Annotated in this window: 15 protein-coding genes and 1 pseudogene; 9 read left to right on the top strand and 7 right to left on the bottom strand. The window is 69.5% G+C overall.

Annotated features, from left to right (window positions below):
* Positions 1-22: 22 nt before the first annotated feature.
* From ACIGXM_RS31640 to ACIGXM_RS31630, 3 genes are all read left to right on the top strand, one after another.
* Complete coding sequence (locus tag ACIGXM_RS31640) at positions 23-688, top strand: hypothetical protein (protein WP_396566963.1); 666 nt, start codon at positions 23-25, stop codon at positions 686-688.
* A 118-nt stretch (positions 689-806) separates the two neighbouring features.
* Positions 807-1,139, top strand: a complete 333-nt coding sequence (locus tag ACIGXM_RS31635) for a hypothetical protein (RefSeq protein ID WP_396566961.1) — start codon at positions 807-809, stop codon at positions 1,137-1,139.
* A 98-nt stretch (positions 1,140-1,237) separates the two neighbouring features.
* A complete protein-coding gene (locus ACIGXM_RS31630; RefSeq protein ID WP_396566959.1) occupies positions 1,238-3,196 on the top strand; it encodes a LamG domain-containing protein in 1,959 nt (652 codons plus the stop codon).
* 706 nt (positions 3,197-3,902) lie between these two features.
* Here ACIGXM_RS31630 and ACIGXM_RS31625 read toward each other — a convergent pair.
* Positions 3,903-4,043 carry a hypothetical protein gene (locus ACIGXM_RS31625; RefSeq protein ID WP_396566957.1) on the bottom strand — a complete coding sequence of 47 codons (141 nt, stop codon included), beginning with the start codon at positions 4,041-4,043 and terminating at the stop codon, positions 3,903-3,905.
* 351 nt (positions 4,044-4,394) lie between these two features.
* Here ACIGXM_RS31625 and ACIGXM_RS31620 point away from each other — a divergent pair.
* Positions 4,395-4,493 (top strand): annotated as a pseudogene (locus ACIGXM_RS31620) (phosphotyrosine protein phosphatase); the annotation flags it as partial.
* A gap of 315 nt (positions 4,494-4,808) precedes the next feature.
* On the opposite strand, the gene ACIGXM_RS31615 reads toward ACIGXM_RS31620, so the two are convergent.
* Together ACIGXM_RS31615 and ACIGXM_RS31610 are read right to left on the bottom strand one after the other, a co-directional pair.
* Entirely contained in the window at positions 4,809-5,288 is a 480-nt protein-coding gene (locus tag ACIGXM_RS31615; RefSeq protein WP_396566955.1) for a hypothetical protein, read from the bottom strand.
* A 176-nt stretch (positions 5,289-5,464) separates the two neighbouring features.
* Entirely contained in the window at positions 5,465-5,656 is a 192-nt protein-coding gene (locus ACIGXM_RS31610) for a hypothetical protein (protein ID WP_396566953.1), read from the bottom strand.
* Between the two features lie 281 nt (positions 5,657-5,937).
* Between ACIGXM_RS31610 and ACIGXM_RS31605 the strand changes: the two genes are divergently transcribed.
* Positions 5,938-6,333, top strand: coding sequence for a hypothetical protein (locus tag ACIGXM_RS31605; protein ID WP_396566951.1), 396 nt, complete (start codon positions 5,938-5,940; stop codon positions 6,331-6,333).
* A 263-nt stretch (positions 6,334-6,596) separates the two neighbouring features.
* On the opposite strand, the gene ACIGXM_RS31600 is transcribed toward ACIGXM_RS31605, so the two are convergent.
* Both ACIGXM_RS31600 and ACIGXM_RS31595 read right to left on the bottom strand, forming a co-directional pair.
* The gene (locus tag ACIGXM_RS31600; RefSeq protein WP_396566949.1) at positions 6,597-6,803 is read right to left on the bottom strand and encodes a hypothetical protein; all 207 of its coding nucleotides are present in this window, start codon (positions 6,801-6,803) and stop codon (positions 6,597-6,599) included.
* Between the two features lie 161 nt (positions 6,804-6,964).
* Positions 6,965-7,822, bottom strand: a complete 858-nt coding sequence (locus ACIGXM_RS31595; protein ID WP_396566947.1) for a helix-turn-helix domain-containing protein — start codon at positions 7,820-7,822, stop codon at positions 6,965-6,967.
* Positions 7,823-7,949: 127 nt separating this feature from the next.
* On the opposite strand from ACIGXM_RS31595, the gene ACIGXM_RS31590 reads away from it, so the two are divergent.
* Positions 7,950-9,014, top strand: coding sequence for an aldo/keto reductase (locus ACIGXM_RS31590; protein WP_396566945.1), 1,065 nt, complete (start codon positions 7,950-7,952; stop codon positions 9,012-9,014).
* Between the two features lie 214 nt (positions 9,015-9,228).
* On the opposite strand, the gene ACIGXM_RS31585 is transcribed toward ACIGXM_RS31590, so the two are convergent.
* Both ACIGXM_RS31585 and ACIGXM_RS31580 read right to left on the bottom strand, forming a co-directional pair.
* Entirely contained in the window at positions 9,229-9,450 is a 222-nt protein-coding gene (locus ACIGXM_RS31585) for a hypothetical protein (RefSeq protein ID WP_396566943.1), read from the bottom strand.
* A gap of 1,193 nt (positions 9,451-10,643) precedes the next feature.
* Positions 10,644-11,222, bottom strand: coding sequence for a TetR/AcrR family transcriptional regulator (locus ACIGXM_RS31580; RefSeq protein ID WP_396566941.1), 579 nt, complete (start codon positions 11,220-11,222; stop codon positions 10,644-10,646).
* A 149-nt stretch (positions 11,223-11,371) separates the two neighbouring features.
* On the opposite strand from ACIGXM_RS31580, the gene ACIGXM_RS31575 reads away from it, so the two are divergent.
* The 3 genes from ACIGXM_RS31575 to ACIGXM_RS31565 all read left to right on the top strand — a co-directional run bounded on the left by ACIGXM_RS31575 (position 11,372) and on the right by ACIGXM_RS31565 (position 15,115).
* Entirely contained in the window at positions 11,372-12,133 is a 762-nt protein-coding gene (locus ACIGXM_RS31575) for an SDR family NAD(P)-dependent oxidoreductase (protein WP_396566939.1), read from the top strand.
* A 950-nt stretch (positions 12,134-13,083) separates the two neighbouring features.
* Positions 13,084-13,356: a hypothetical protein gene (locus tag ACIGXM_RS31570; protein ID WP_396566937.1), complete on the top strand. Its 273-nt coding sequence runs from the start codon at positions 13,084-13,086 to the stop codon at positions 13,354-13,356.
* A gap of 160 nt (positions 13,357-13,516) precedes the next feature.
* Positions 13,517-15,115, top strand: a complete 1,599-nt coding sequence (locus ACIGXM_RS31565) for a multicopper oxidase family protein (protein WP_396566935.1) — start codon at positions 13,517-13,519, stop codon at positions 15,113-15,115.
* Positions 15,116-15,590 lie beyond the last annotated feature (475 nt).

The following is a 15,590-nucleotide window of genomic DNA, read 5'->3' as shown; positions in this document are numbered from 1 at the left end:
CAAGACGAGGAGAGAGTGGCGCATGATCGAGCGCTTGCGGGAGTTACTGGGCCTTCCCGCCCAGAAGGCGACAGAGGACCGGGACCCGGTCTGCCGGGAGCGAATGGTGAAAGCATCCGGAGTCACCTACGCCGAACTGGTCTGTACGACAGCGACCTGGAACGAACTGGCGGAGATCTGTACCCCTGGCGGAACCGCCCTGTTCGCCAATCAGAACCCGCTGCGACTGTGCACGACCCGTGAGAGCGATCCCGAGCCTGGCATGCTCCGCGCGTCCCTACCAGTGGCGCTGACCGGCGGGGTGATGTTCGGGGAACCGGCCGCGCCGGTGGGCGCCGCGCGCCTGCTTAGCCAACGGGTGGGCGCCTCGTTGACCAGGGTGAATCGGCCAAGCGGCGCTACGGCTTTCGCCGGGCGACATCACCACGTCGTTCAGGCGGTTCGGCCCGTCGCGTACTGGCCGAGCGGTGTGTTCAGGCTGGCCAACCAAGCAGCCATCGCCGCGGCACGTCGCCGAACTGTCACCGCTCGTCCTGGCAGCGGTCCAGCGATGGCGGTGTGGGGACCAACCGTTCGGTCCGAGCCGCCGGGGCTGACGGGCTGTCGGTGGCTCTTCGACATGCATCTGCTGAGCGACAGGCGCAGGCTGGAAGGCGTATTGCCGGTCGACGCCCTGGTCTGCTGGTGACGCCCACGTGCGTAGGGACACGGATGATCAGCCATCGAGGCCCGATAGCGGGATGGAGCACAAGGCGTGATGGCGCTGTGCCGGCTTGCACCGGGCGCTACCAACACGAGGGGTAACGATGGACGAAGCTGTACGCAACAGGCTGCTCGGGCTCCCCTCTGGGATCGACCGCAGGACGCGGCAGCCGGTGCCCCTTGAGCGTGTGCTCGGGCAGCCGGAGACGGTGGCCGCGCCACAGACGGTATCCACCGAGGAGTGGATCGCGCTTGTGCGTGCGCGGTGGTTGGCGGGCGAGTGGCACGACATCCTCTACGGTCACACAGAGGTCGACCTCACTACCGCTATCGCGGAGCTGGAGGCGCAGAGCGCCATGGGAAAGGACCTGCTCGAGATCGTGCAAGGCGCGATCGAGATGTCCGTGGAGGTTGTCCAGGAAAGTCGCTCCTCGTAGATTCTCCGACCCGCGCAGGCATGCCCGGGGGATCGGAGAGAGTGCTTCAGCGACGATGAAGAAGCTGTTTTTCGGACAGTGAGAAGAAGTGACCTGGGATGGATTTGTACGCTGCCGCACTCGGGTCGGGATCGTACCTCTCGGTGGGCTCCGACCCGGCATACGACTTCTGGATCGGCGATTTCTCCGTCGCGGCGATGGTCATGATGGATGCCGGTGGTCCAGTCGTCTCACGCATCGACCAGCAGGGCGGATTCTCGCTGACCGTGAACCCGGACTCGAGCATCACGTTCCTCACCAGCGACGGTTCCGTCACTTACCAGCTTGGGAGTGGCCCGACGCTGATCTTCGATGGCGCCTGTCACACGCTCGTCGCCATTCGCCAGGGCGTCTCGATGCAGATCCTGTTCGACGGGGTGGTGCTGCATTCGGGGGCGGGCGGTCCGCCGCTCAATGTGAACAACTCGTCGCCGATCCTGATCGGTGCGAACTCGAGCGACCAGAAATTGGTCGGCATGGTGATGAACGTGGGAGTCTGGAACTGTGCGCTCCAGGGCGACCAGATCGTACAGGCCTCGTTCGCCCATAACGTGCAGGAAAACGAAACTCTGCGAGGTTACTGGACTCTCGACAACACCTTTGCGGACCTGTCGCCCAACAACAACGGGGCCGTGGAGGTCGGATCCGTCGCATTCCTCCCCTGCGTCAGCTGTGTGTGGACGAGCGGGGCGAATGGTTACGATTTCTGCCAGATGAGCGTGGGCGGCGCCCAGGGTGAGTCGATCAGCCAGGTCCGCGCCATCCAGGTGGAGGAGGGCGTGCCCGCCTTGTTCTTCTCGATCATGTCCGACGGCGACCAGCCGGCGTTTCCCGCCGGCTCGTACGTGATGCTGATCGACCCCGCGAACCAGGTCTACGACCAGGACACGAACAGCGACGGGGTGTTCGTCCTCACGCAGGACGGACAGCCGTGGGCCGTCGCGGTCGTGAACCCACAAGCGGGCCACTGGGTGGTCTCGGTCACCGCCCCGCCCTCCGTCGGCTTCGTGCTTCAACTCCAGACCTGCCCAACGAGCGATGTGGTCCAGACCATTGAAGATGCTCTCTACCCGCTCTACGGACCGGCTCCCGGTATCGCGGAGGGAGACGTCACAGGCTGGTTGAGCGTACTGGTGCAGGTCGCGGTCGCGGTGGTCGTCGGGGTGGCGGTGGCAGCGATCACCGTGCTCAGCGGCGGGACGGCAATCCCGGCGATCCTCTACGGCCTTATGGCCTTCGCGAGCGTGACATACGTGGAGGCGAATGTGGCCATAGGGCAGCTCGACCACAATGACCTGTATCAGGCCTCGATGCAGGTCGGCGGCATGGCGGGCTTTCTCGTCTCGCCGGACATGCTGTTGCTCATCGACGCGAACACCGACGACGATAACGCCACCTTGTGGATATACGAAGCGCGGGAGGAATATCTCTACCCGGCGGTGACAACAAGTATTTTCAACAAGAACCAAAAGCGCATCATCGGCCAGGACGACAAGCGAGATAAAGTGGAGGAGGCATTGCTGTCCTTCAACGGTGGCTATGTCACCGCGGGTGGCCACGGACAGTCGTCCATCCTGCAAGGATGGTACAAGGAAGGGAACTCGGGTCCACTCGCCGAAGTCTTGAGGGTGGGAAAGTATGACCCTGCCGAGGTCGCCGGAAAGATCATCCACATGCTTGCCTGTGATTGCGGCTACTCCCTGGGTCTCGACGTTGTCGACAAAGGAGCGGTCGCATTTTTCGGATACTCCGACAAGTTCATCAATCTCAAGGATTGGCACAGGGAGTTCTGTCGCCCTGACATAGAGATAGACCTGGCCCTGATGGGGCAAGCCACCTGCGAGGAGGCCTACCAGGCGGCGATAGCCGTGTACAACAGCAAAATTGGCTGGTTCCAAGGGCGGGGCGATGTGGATGCGGCCTCCTTCCTTCGGAAGGACCGTGACCGACTCGTTGCACCCTCCACAGACCCTCGCTACGGAGACAAGAACGCCCGCCTCGCCGGCCCCAGACCGTGATCAAAGCCACCTATGTATCGATATCCGTACAGGGTGCTCGAATGGGATGTAGTCATGAGCCGGGACGTCGTTGGAACCGGTGGGGCGGGGTGAGCTGACGTGCTGGCCGATCGGTGTGCTCAGGCTGGCCAAGTGGCGCGGAAACGATGGCCACCAACCCTGCAAAGTGGCCGACTGTGATGCAAAGGCACAAGGCTGCGGCCGACCCGATACGTGTTGCCTCTGAGGTTGCTTCTGGAGGTTGCTACTCGGGGTTGCTACTTGAGCTTGCTACTCGGGGTTGCGTCAGCGGTGCCGCCGGAAGTGGCGTTTGCGCAGCTCAGAGCAGTTTGTCCATGGGTCGGCGGGCGCCGACTACTTCTCCCTGGGGCACCTCAGTGGGTGCTGGGTGAAGTCCGGCACCGGAACGTCGAGGAAGAAGAGGAGCAGGGGAGTCGGCGCGCAGAGCAGGAGCGGAGACAAGATCCCGGCAACCTGATGCTGCGCGCCGACGGGGTGACGGGTTGTCCGCTGCGCGGCGGCCCGGCGGCCTCGCTTCGCGACGCCACCGGCGAGAGAGTTGGGAGCGGGGCGGGTGGGGGAGGGCGTTGTGCTCCCGACCGCGGCCAGGCCGTCACCTTGATGGTCACCCCGGGGCTCGCGCCGATTCCTTGATGTCCCGCCCCGGACCCTGGGCCGGCCATCAAGGAATCGGCGGCGCTGCCGGTCAGCGCCCGACGCTGGTCAGCTTCCACCAGGGCATGGCCTCGGCGTCCGGATCGACCAGCGGCCACCAGACCTGGCCGTCGTAGCCCTCGATCTCCAGGTCCTCCAGTCTGGCGACGCCGGCCGGGACGGTGGCGAGCATCCTGGCGACGTGCCGGTCGCGGGCGTGGAGCTGGAGCTGATCGACCCGGTTGAAGAAGCCGGTCTCGCCGCCGACGGTGCTTGCGGCGTGCCGCTCAAGGCCCGCCCGTCTTGGCCGGGGTGCCGTTCGGCCCGTCGTCCTGGTGCGCGTTGCCGTCGGTTGGGCCGGGGTGCGTATCGGCTCGTCGCGGTCCCGTCGGCCGCTGCCAGGGTGCCGGTTCCCATGCCCGGCCGCCGGCCCGGGTGCTGTCGGCGCGGTGCGTGCCGGGCTCGGCGCCGGGCTGTGCCCGCGGTTCCGCCTTGCCGGCCTTCCGCCTGCCGCCGGGCCTGGCGCCATCAGCCCTCGCGGCAGGCCGGGCCGGGCGTGGACGCCGTCCGCCCGATCCGCGACCGGATCGAGCAGCGCATCCGCGGCCTGCTCGCCGAGCTCGGCATCGGGCCGGTCGCGTGACCGCCGCCGCGGCGTGATCCGGGTCCTGGCCGACAGAGTCGGCGATCGGCCCGCATGGTCGTGTGGCGGGCGGGGCACCCGAGCAGGCCGTCCAGGTACTCGCGGGCCGCCTGCGAATCGATGCTGCGCTGCTTCCGGTGGTTCAGCTGGAGGTAGGAGCAGATGTCGTCCTCGGGCGTGCCGGTCTCCAGTGGATAGGCGGCGTGCACGCTGGCCGCCAGGCCCAGGAAGTCCGCAGCGTCGGTCAGCCGGTAGGACGGCATCCGGCGCCGGCCGCCGTGCGGTTGGTTCGGCGCTCGTTGAACGCCACCCTGCTCAGAAGGCTGGGCTCACCCAGTGCGCCATGACCCCGGTGCGTCCGTCGTCCTGGCTGACGATGGTGGCGAAGCCGACTCCGTTGAGGTGCGCGTGCAGCGTCACGACGTCCCCGGTGTCGAAGGACTGCAGGAACGTTTGCCCGGCGGTGAGCTGGCCCGCCGGAGGCACCGTCCCCTGCCACTCAGGGAACTGCATGCCGGATACTGCCTCACTGCCGCGCATGATCTCGTTGTTCTTGTACAACGCTGTTGTGACCCACAGCGACCCCCGCTCGTTCCACTGGAACGATGCGCGGGCGTGATAGGAGACCGCCCACACGCCGGGGAAGGGGATCTTGAGTGCCGGGACCTCGGGAACCAGCGCGTAGGTGGTGGTGAGGGCGCGGCTGTTGAAGCCGAGCGGACCGGTCTGAACCCATAGCTGGCCTCCCTCTTGGGAAGTCTCGGTCTGGGAGGTCTCGGTGGTCGTGGATGTCATGCCTGTCAGGCTAGGAGCATTTGGGAGGGAGGTGCCTGACGCCCCGTCCGAATGTCACCCTTACAGATGATCACGTCGGGCGCATCAGCGTCTCCGCGGCGCAGCTTGAGCTCCGGCCTTGACGATCCAGCGGGCCCACGTGCTGAACCTGTGACCCAGGGGCAGGGGCGCGCGTCCTATCGGGCGTCGGCGATCGCCCGCAGTTCGTCGTAGGCGTCGAGGAGCTCGTCGTCCTGCGGCCGCCACAGCCGCCCGCACGGCTCGACATTGCCGAACCTCTGGTGCCAACTACGGTCGAGGGTGACCCACACCGCCGCGCCCGGCGGTTCGAACTGGTCAGCGGTGATGTCGGCGATCAGCCGGTCCATCTCCAGCCAAGCGTGGCTCTCCGGCAGCGCCGGCTTGTATGGGCGCTCGCCCGCGAGGGCCTGCCGCCGGTCGCCCTGGTCTTGGAGGCCGGCCGCAAGCGCGACCGGCCCGGAGCGAAGCGGCTCACCCCGGCGCAGAAGGAGGAGAAGGCCAAGCGGGCCCACCAGCGCCTGCTGAACCGCATGACCGGGGTCGAGACGGGCTCCAAGACGTCCTGGCACGCGCCCGCGTACGGCGGCCGCGGCATCACCGCCCAGACCACCACCAGGCGCTGCCGGTCGTGGCCACCACCCTGCCGCTGCTGCGCCGCCACGGGGCGGTGTGGCACCGGTTCGGTCGGGACGGCTGGCACACCCTTGACCAGGCGCTGGCCAGTCCGGACGGCGACCGGTTGCTCGCCGCGCCTCGGCCTCGCCGACCGGGACCGCCGGGAGCGGGGGGCCGCGGAGCGCGAGCAGCGTCGGCCGGCCTGCAATCGCTGCTCGGCGCCGTTCCCGGACGAGCGGTGGGGGAGCGCGAGCAGGCCGGCCCCTGGGGCGACGACGGGCCGTGCGCCGGCTGCCGCCAGGCCGACGCCGACTGGGAGGCGCGGGAGGCCGCCGGGCGCGAGCAAACCGCCGTCCAGGCCGTGGCCGCCGAACAGGCGCGCACCAGTTCGTGGTGGCGCCGGTCCTGACCTGCCCTCACCCGCCTGGGCCCGCCGGCGGTGACCACCAGCCCGGTTGCCGAGCCGGTCCGGGTGCGGGTCTGCGCGGTCCTGCTCCACGACAGCCTCATCTGCCTGATCCGCCGCCAGCGTGGTCCTACCCAGCGATGCACCCAAGGGGCCCGCAGCTAATCAGCGGTCGAGTCGTCGTGAGACCCCGGACGGCCGGGTGCCGGGAACCATCGCGCGCAACCGCCTGAAAGCCATACCCGACGTCTCTGGATCTCTGGACCTTACGACAGCCCTTCTGACCCACGTACACCCAGATCGACGCCCAGGTGCCGCTGCCAGAGCAGATGCGTCGCGTGCGCGCGGGCGACAGTCGGCAGCCTGGTCGCCGCCCCCAGCTCACCGAGCCGCAGCGGCGCCACTGCCAGCAGCTCTCCCTCCAGACCGAGCCGGTCCGACAGCGGACGGCGCTGGGACGACAGGTGATCCAAGCCGCAGCGCTGTCAGAGACCGCGCATGACCACTACTCAACGTGACTGAGCCTGGACACGTCAGTTGGAACCAGTGAGGGTCGGTGAGCTGTGGTTTCTGGTCCGTGGGACACGCTTGTTGGCACCAAGTGGTCACGCTTCTTGCAACCAACCGTGAGTTGTCAGCCTTCTTGGCACCCGTCACCGCCGCACAGCCGGTGCAGGACCGCGCGGCTCTCGTCGTCCGCGGCGCGGTAGACCAGAAGCCGCAGCTCCGGGTCCTCCAGCGGGAGCAGAACCTCGAAGTCGACGGCGATCGTCCCGACGGCCGGGTGCCGCAGCAGCTTGCGGCCGCGGCCGTTGACGCGGACCTCCCGCTCGGCCCAGAGCCGGGCGAAGTCCTCGTCCTGCGCGGTGAATTCGGCGATCAGCCCGGCCAGTGCCCGGTCCTCCGGATGGGCGGCCCAGGCCGCGCGCAGATGGGCGACGCCGTCCCGCAGCACCCCCTCGCGGTCGGCGTAGAAGCCGCGCATCGGCGGGTGCAGCAGGCAGAGCCACATCGCGTTCCGCCGCTCCGGCGGAACGGCGTCGAACTCCGGTAGCAGCCGGGCCATTTCGGGGTTCCAGGCCAGCAGGTCGTAGCGGTGGTCCAGCAGCGCGGCGGGCAGCGGGGAGAGTTCGTCGACCAGGTGGGCCAGCGACGGCGCCGGGCCGGTGGCTGCCCCGCCGCGGGTGCCGCCGGGGCGGCGCCGTCCGGCCAGGTCGAAGAGGTAGTCGCGTTCGCCGGGTGCCAGCCGCAGGGCCCGGGCCAGCGCCGCCAGCACCTCTGCGGAGGGCCGAAGCCCCCGGCCCTGCTCCAGCCGGACCACGTAGTCGGTGCTGACCCCGGCCAGCTCGGCGACCTCCTCGCGGCGCAGTCCGGGTGTCCGCCGGGCCCGCCGGTGCGCGGGCAGGCCCAGCCGGTCCGGGTCCAGCCGTTCGCGCCTGCTACGCAGGAAGGCGGCCAGCTCCTCGGTGGTGTCCACGGTTCGTGTCGTCATGACCGGTCCAACCGCCAGGGTGGGACCGGCCTTCCCAGGAAAGTCCCTCCCTTATCCGGGGCCCGCCGCCGCCGCAGACTCGGTCCCGGCAACGGAACACGAACACACGCGAGCACAGGAGAACCTGATGGCACTGGCCCTCGACGACTACCGGCTGCTGGGCCGCTCGGGACTGCGGGTCTCACCGCTGGCCCTGGGCACCGCGACCTTCGGCACCGAATGGGGGTGGGGTGCCGAGCGGACCGAGGCCCGCAAGCTGTTCGACCGCTACGTCGGGCTCGGCGGCAACCTCCTCGACACCGCCGACACCTACACCGACGGCAGCTCCGAGCGCCTGCTGGGCGAGTTCGCCCACGAGGAGCGCGAACGCCTGGTGCTGGCGACCAAGTACTCGACCCTGCGCCGCCCCGGCGACCCGAACTCCGGGGGCGGGCACCGCAAGGCGCTGTTCGGCTCGGTGGAGGGCAGCCTGCGGCGGCTCGGCACCGACTACCTCGACCTGCTGTACCTGCACGTCTGGGACTTCCGGACCTCGGTGGAGGAGGTGCTGCGCGGCCTGGACGACCTGGTCCGGCAGGGCAAGGTGCTGTACGTGGCGATCTCCAACACCCCGGCCTGGCAGGTGTCCCGGATGCAGGCGATCGCGGACCTGCGCGGCTGGTCGCCGCTGGTCGCGCTGCAGCTCGAGTACAGCCTGATCGAACGCACCGCGGAGCGCGACCTGATCCCGATGGCCCGGGAACTGGGCCTGGGCGTGGTCCCGTACTCGCCGCTCGGCGGCGGGGTGCTCAGCGGCAAGTACGGCCGGGACGACGTGGGCGCAACGGGCGCTGGCCCCGACGGGAGCACCCGCCGGAGCCACAATCTCGCCCTGGGCACCCTCACCGAACGCAGCCTCGGCGTGGCCGAGGTGGTCCGGGAGGTGGCCGGCGAGCTGGGGTACACCCCGGCCCAGGTGGCGCTGGCCTGGACGCTGCGGAAGCCGGGCGTGACGAGCACGCTGCTCGGCGCCCGCACCCCCACCCAGTTGGAGGACAACCTGGGCGCCCTGGCGGTCGAGCTGACGGACGCCCAGCTGGCCCGGCTCGACGCGGCGGGCGCGATCGCCCTCGGCCAGCCGCACGAGCTGCTGGCGAGCGAGCCCATCCGCCGGGTGACCACGGGCGACCTGCGGATTGAGACCCGCCGCTGACCCAGCCGCCAGCGGCGGGAGCTGGAGTCCGGAGCCGCGGTCGACTCACCGTCCGGGCGAGCCACGTCCGGATCGCTTCCGCGTCGGCGACGGTCGAACTGGTTCCACCTCTCGTGACCAGGTTCCAACCAGCGTGTCACGACTCAGTGACTCGACCGAAGCCCGGACCACCGCTCGCAAACTACAGCTCGCATTCGCAATCTATCGATCGCAGTCACAGGCGACGCTGCGCCGAACTAGCATCCCGATCATGAGTTTCTCCCCCGGGGCAGAAGTCGATGGCCGAGCCGATGCTGTTCGGCGCGCCGACCTGCACTGTGTGCGGCACGGAGATGGAGCCGAGCGCCACGGGCCGCCCGAGGAAGTACTGCTCGAAGGCGTGCTCGTCGAGGGCGGACCGCGCCCGGGAGAAGGAGAAGCAGGAGCGGGCGCTCACCGCGGCCGCCGAAAACCCCCGGGGCGAAACTCCGCCCCCGGCGGACCTGCCCGCCGACGGCCCGGCCGTTGAGCTGCTGGAGCTCGGCGGGGCGCTGCGCCGGCACGACGAGCGCTTCCTCCTCCAACTGGAGCGCGCGGAGCGCGAGAGCGACGGGGTCCTTGCCCACCAAGCCTTGGAGGAGATCCTCCGTGCCGCCGACGACCTGGCCGCGCGCCACCGCGAGCTCGCCGAGCGGATCCTGAGCACCCACTCCACCCAGACCGCCGGCCCCGACGGAAGCGCCCCGCAGCCCCCGGTTTCGCCCCGGGGTGAAACCAGGGCCTCGTCCGGCACCCCCGTGAGCACGGACGTACCGGCGCCGTCGGCCGCGCCCGCAACGGGGCCGGCGACCGGCGGCCCCGGTCCCGCAGGCCGGCCCGTGCCGGTCGCGCCCCGAGGCGAAACTCCCCCCGCCCGCGGGCCCCGGCCCGGCCGCAGGCCTCGCCGACGCCCGTTCATCCCCGGGGGGAAACACGGCCCGCCCCGCAGCCGGCCACCTCGGCGCCCGTTGCTCACCGGGGCATGGTTGCCTGCTCGAGCGGTCTTCGTCTACTCGACATCGTGTGCGGGGCGTGGCGGGTGAACGTCCCGGGCCGAATGCCCAGGTCGATGATGGGGTGATGGTGCTGGGGTTCGGCGTGTGGTGAAACTCCACAGCGGTGGTTTGCCTTCGATCGGGTGTTGCCGTGCGGCGTGTCGGTAGCGCACCGGGGGTGGACAGCCTGGCCTCAATGAGGCCTGTTGTGAAGCAGACGGACACCGACCGGTGTGGGGGAGCGGTAATGCCTGAGCCGATGAAGCCGCTGCTGGACCGGTCCGCCGCCGAGCAGGCCCGCCGGGAGCGGGAGGGGGCGGAGCGCGAGCGGTGCCGCCCGGCCTGCAGCCGCTGCTTGGCGCCGTTCCCGGACGAGCGGTGGGACGAGTGCGAGCAGGCCGGCCCCTGGGGCGACGACGGTCTGTGCGCCGGCTGCCGTCAGGCCGACACCGACCGGCTGGCACGGGAGGCCGCCGAGCGCGAGCGGGCGGAGGAGGGTTTGACCTGGGCGTGGTCTCACCCTTCGACTGCACCGAGATCATCGTGGAGGCTTACCAGATCTTCTCCGGAAACGGAGACAAGAAGAATGTCCTCTGCCGACACTTCCGGGTCGGCGTCAGTCCGTTGTGCCGTACCTGAGTCCGTCCAGGGTGAGGTCGAGGAGGCGTTCGGCCTGCTCGCGCTCCTCGGGCTTGCCTGAGGCGAGGGCGACGCCGGTGAGTGCGGCGAACATGGCGGCTGGGCTGATGTCCGATCGGATGGTCCCGGCGGCGGTCGCTGCGTCCAGGAGCGAGGTGAGGGCGTTCATGATCAGCTCGCGGCTCTGGGCGTAGGGGTTGACGCCGGAGTCGACAACGGCGCGAAGGGCCTCGGCCATCCCCAGTTTCGCGGTGGCGTAGTCGATGAAGCGCCCCATCCAGGCGCGAAGCGCCTCACGCGGTGGCATGGCTGCCAGGAGGTTGGGGGCGGCGTCGCACAGTCGGCTCAGTTCGTTGCGGTAGGCGGCCTCGATCAGCGCCTCCCGGGTGGGGAAGTTCCGGTAGAGGGTGCCGGAGCCTACGCCCGCCTCCTTGGCGATGCGCTCGAGGTGTGCCTCAAGCCCCTCTTCCGCGAAGACGCGCACGGCCGCGGAGAGGATCTTCTCCCGGTTGCGCCGCGCGTCGGCCCGCAGTGGGCGCTCGGTGTCCGTGGTCACGAGAGGGTCCCTTTCTCACCAGAGGTTGCTAAGTGGAGGCGTCCCCACTTACAGTCGAAGAAGCGGCGGCGCCTCCACTTCCGAGTGTAGAGCACAACCCGCCGTCGTCCGCAGGGTGCGGACACACACTCAACCCCGAGGAGAAAACGATGAGTCTCCCGCTCGAAGGCAAGGTCGCCGTGGTCACCGGCGGTGCGTCCGGCGTCGGCCTGGGAATCGCCCAGGAATTCGCGGACCAGGGCGCCCGCGTGGTCATCACCGACCTCCAGCAGAAGCCGCTGGACGAGGCGGTCGCCCAGATCGGCCCGAACTCCTCGGGCATCGTGGCCGACGTCACCGACCTCGCGGACATGGAGGCGATGTACCAGGAGGTCATCGCACGGCACGGACACCTCGACACGGTCGTGGCCAACGCCGGCATCGGCGCCCACGCCGCGCTCGGCGCGATCACCGAGGAGCAGTTCGACCGGACCTTCAACGTCAACGCGAAGGGCGTCCTGTTCACCGTCCAACCGGCGATCGCGCTGCTGCCGGATGGCGGCACCATCGTCATCATCGGGTCGACCGCGTCCATCCAGCCCCCGGCCGGCATGGGCCTGTACGGCGGCTCCAAGGCCGCGGTACGCGCCTTCATCCGGTCCTGGATCCAGGACATCAAGGGCTCCGGCATCCGCATGAACGTCCTCAGCCCCGGCGCCGTGGACACCGAGTCCCTGCGCAGCGCCCTCGCCATGGCGCAGGGCGCCGACGCCGTCCCCGCCGCGGTCCAGAAGATGGGCGAGGGCAACCCCACCGGCCGGATCGCCGACCCCCGCGAGATGGGCAAGGCAGCGGCCTTCCTGGCCAGCGACGCCTCCAGCTTCATCACCGGCGTCGAACTCTTCGCCGACGGCGGCATGGCACAGGTCTGAGCAACCAAGCCGTGACACGCGCGCCCGGCGACAGGCCCGCCGGGCACGCGTCACCCCCGCCCAGCCCCTCCACACCGCCTTGGAGCGTGCCGGCTTCTACATGCGACCGACGACGACTACCAGGCCGTCCGCGACCTCACCCAAGGCCTCGACCCCGCCCCGCTGCGCCAGGTCATGAGCTGGCTGGAGCGCACCCGCACCGCCGCCCTCGCACTGCGCGGCACCGAGCAGGCCTCGGCCGCCCGTCTGACGGTTCGCCGTAGCGGGCTCTGACGGTCCGTGTCCGGTGAAAGCTGTCGACTGTGGTGTTCGGCGGGCGTTGGACGGGGCGCTCCCGGGCCGGGCTCCGCCCCGGCCTGATGGCGCAGGGTCGGACATGGCTTCGGGCCGCGGTTGCCGCCAGCCCGAAGTTTCGGACGGTGCGTCAGATCGCCGATAGCCTACGGCTGGGCCGGTGCGGTGAGCGTGGGGAGCACGAGTGAAGATTACGACGTTGCGGCTGAGCAACTTCCAGTCCTTCGAGCGCCGCGACTCGGTTCCGCAGCTTCTCTAGCTCCTGGTCGAGGCGCGGAGAGACCGGACCGAAGCGGGACTTCCTGGGTGCCCCGGGAAGCGGCTCTCCCCCGGGAGGGTGGACGAGGTCGACATAGGCCGCCAATTGTCTGAGCGGGGAGGTTGGTGAAGGGTTCTTGGTCACATGCGGCAAGGTAACGGAACCTGCCTGGCCGAAGGACAGCAGGGCGACCGAACTCCCAACGGGGGGTCGTCCGTTGCGCGGCCGGACGCCCACAGGCCCGAGCCGATGGAAACGCAAGCCCCCGGGCCTGAGCAAGGCGACTCACCCCAGGCGGCGGCCGCATGGAACGCAGCTCACCCGTTCGGGGAATCCATCAGCTTCCGCGGCGGCGCGGCTCTGCGCCTGCGGCCCCGGCTTGCGGCACAGTCCGGCCATGTTCGAGAACGACCCGATGCCCGAGCCCCTGCGCCGCGCCATCCGTGACGGTGAGACCGGGTCCACCTGGCACTTCATCGCCCAACAGCGCGTCTGCCGGAAGGCCACCGGCGAGGAAGAACGCCCCGCGACCGAGGCACAGACGGTCCTGCAGGCCTTCCGCTATCCCCACGCCGACGACCCACGCGCCTTCGACCAGCTGCCCGCCGCCATCGGCGACAAGGCGCGCCACATCGCCGCGATCCTCGAAGAACAGCCCGCGTACACCTGACGGCCGCAGCACCGATCCGCGCGTCGGCACTCCCCGACAGTCGGCACCGCCGGGCCATCCCGCGCGAGCTGACGGGCGAACAAGCCGTCTCCTCGGCCGACGATCGATGGATGCCGCGCCGTGTGGAACCTCCTGCCGCACGACACGAAACGGAGCACCGATGTCCGACGACCCCGGAAGAACGCCCCACCCCGAACACCTCCTGCCGCCACGAAGGAGACGCCTGATCCGCGCGCTGACGGCGGTGGTCCTGCTGATGTCGGCGACCTTCTGGACCGAGGCCGTCGCGGTATCGACAGCGTCGCCCGACTCGCCGCCGTCCACCGCCGCTCAGGAAGGGGGGATGACCGCTGGAGCGCCCTTCCGCGACCCCGTCGACACCGAAACCCACCAGGATCTGACCATCACCCTGGACGCGGCCTCGACGCGGTTCGACCTGTCCGGACGCAAGGTGTGGGGCCAGTCGTACAACGGTGTGTTCGTTGCCCCCACCATCCGCGTGACACCCGGTTCGATCGTCGTCGTCCATCTGGTCAACCACCTGCCGGTCGCCACCAACCTGCACTTTCACGGCCTGCACGTCTCACCGTCGGACCACTCGGACAACCCCTTTCTGTGTGTGTCTCCGGGCAGCTCCATCACCTACTCGCTGGCCATCCCGGCCGAGCATCCACTCGGCACGTACTGGTATCACAGCCACGCCATGAGCACCGCCTGCCCGCCGTCCGGCTCACCGGCCGCGCGGGACATGTCCGCCTCCGACTTCGTCCCGGGCGACGTGGAGAACCAGATCTTCGCGGGTCTGTCCGGTGCGCTGCTCGTCGGCGACGACCGCACGCTGCTCCCCCGGCCGCTGCGGCACATCCCCGCACACACCTTCGTTCTGAAAGACGCACAGATCGACGCCTCTGGTCACATCGTCCAGAACACCGCCACCACGTCGATCGACTCGAACGCGCCGACGGTGCGGCTGGTCAACGGACAGCTGCGGCCGGTCCTGTTTATGAAGCCGGGGCAGACACAGCTGTGGCGCCTCGTCAACGCGGGAGCCGACATCTTCTACCAACTGCAGCTGGACGGCCGTCACTTCACCGTCATCGGCGAGGACGGCACTCCCGTCGCGCGGACGACCACCGCCGACACGCTCCTGCTGCCCCCGGGCAAGCGTTACGACGTGCTCGTCACCGCGGTCGGTGGCCCGCGCAAAGCGATCCTGCGCACCACCGCGTACAGCAACGGCCCCCAGGGGGACTCCTACCCCGACGTGGCCCTGGCCGACATCGTGGTGGCCGGCCACCCCGTGCACCGGCTGCCCACCGTCTCCGGCGCCATGCCCACCGCACCGAGGGACCTCTCCCCCGCGCCGATCGCCCGGCACCGCTCCCTGGACCTGTCCGAGAACGACGCGGGGACCGTCTTCTACATCAACGGCACACAGTTCTCGATGGACACCTCCGTCTTCGACACACCCGCCCGCCTCGGCACCGTCGAGGAATGGACCGTCCGTAACCTCAGCGGCGAGGACCACCCCTTCCACCTGCACACCAACCACTTCCAGGTGATGTCGGTAAACGGCATGCCCCAGCCCTACACCCACCAGCAGGACATCGTCTTGGTGCCGCACGCCGTGAACGGCGTGCCCGGAGAGGTGGTGTTGCGAGTCCCCTTCACCGACTACACCGGCAGATGGCTGTTCCACTGCCACATCGCGGCACATGAGGACAACGGCATGATGAGCTTCATCAACGTCGTCCCCTGAGCAGGGCCGATGGCCGGTGGCACATGCGACCCCGACGGCCAGGCCCCGGCCGCCGCGCCGCGAGGGCGCGTCCGCAAGACCCCCAAGGCCAACCCGGGCGGCTCCTCCAACGACCTGCGCGCGGACGTCCTGCGCGCCGTCGCCGTCCTGAAGATCGTGACCGGTCACCAGCTCTGGCGCCTGGTGCGGCCGAACGCGAAGGAGAACAAGTTTGCCCGCGCCACGGCCGACCCCGGCCGGGTTCCGCCCCGCAGGGCGAAATTACGCCCCGCACCGGCGACCAGGCCGAGCCGCCGCCGGCCCCGGTCTGGCCCTACGACGGTGACCAGCTGCTGCGCCCGCCGCTGCGCCCTGGCCTGCGGGGCCTGGGCGACCACGACCTAGGTGTATTGACCACGGAGGTTGGTGACGGGGTTCACGGTGATGTGATCTTGAAATGAGTGAGGGCCTTCTGGCTCGGTGTGGATTGCGACAT

The organism is Kitasatospora sp. NPDC052896, from assembly GCF_044547075.1.
Classification (GTDB): Bacteria; Actinomycetota; Actinomycetes; order Streptomycetales; family Streptomycetaceae; genus Kitasatospora.
The sequence above is the reverse complement of the archived record's forward strand: the minus strand, read 5'-3'. Positions and strand labels throughout refer to the sequence as shown.